Here is a 279-nt window from a genome sequence, read left to right as displayed (position 1 = left end):
AAATTCGGAGAACGCCGAGCTCCATGTGCGATGTGCTGCGGAAGCGAGAGCGCCTTCGGCGGTCCGCATCAAGGCTTCGCGATCTTGTGCAAGGATCGTCAGAATGCGTGTCATGTCTGAGACGATCTGCGCATCGTTGCCATTGCGGATGAGAATGCCATCGCGTCCGTGATTGATAAGCTCATCGACGGCGCCGACCGCCGTGGCGACCGGCACGCAGCCAAGCTGCTGCGCTTCGGCGATCATCAGCGGCGCGCCTTCCCAGCGCGACGGCATCAG

At 62.0% G+C, this 279-nt stretch carries 1 protein-coding gene; it reads right to left on the bottom strand.

The window, feature by feature from the left end:
• A partial coding sequence (locus R0J92_RS22555; protein WP_411053300.1) for a glycosyltransferase occupies window positions 1-276 on the bottom strand: 276 nt, incomplete at its 3' end.
• Between the last annotated feature and the right edge of the window lie 3 nt (window positions 277-279).

Source organism: Tritonibacter sp. SIMBA_163 (assembly GCF_046535935.1).
GTDB classification, from domain to species: Bacteria; Pseudomonadota; Alphaproteobacteria; order Rhodobacterales; family Rhodobacteraceae; genus Epibacterium; species Epibacterium scottomollicae.
This window is presented reverse-complemented; position numbering and strand designations above follow the sequence as displayed.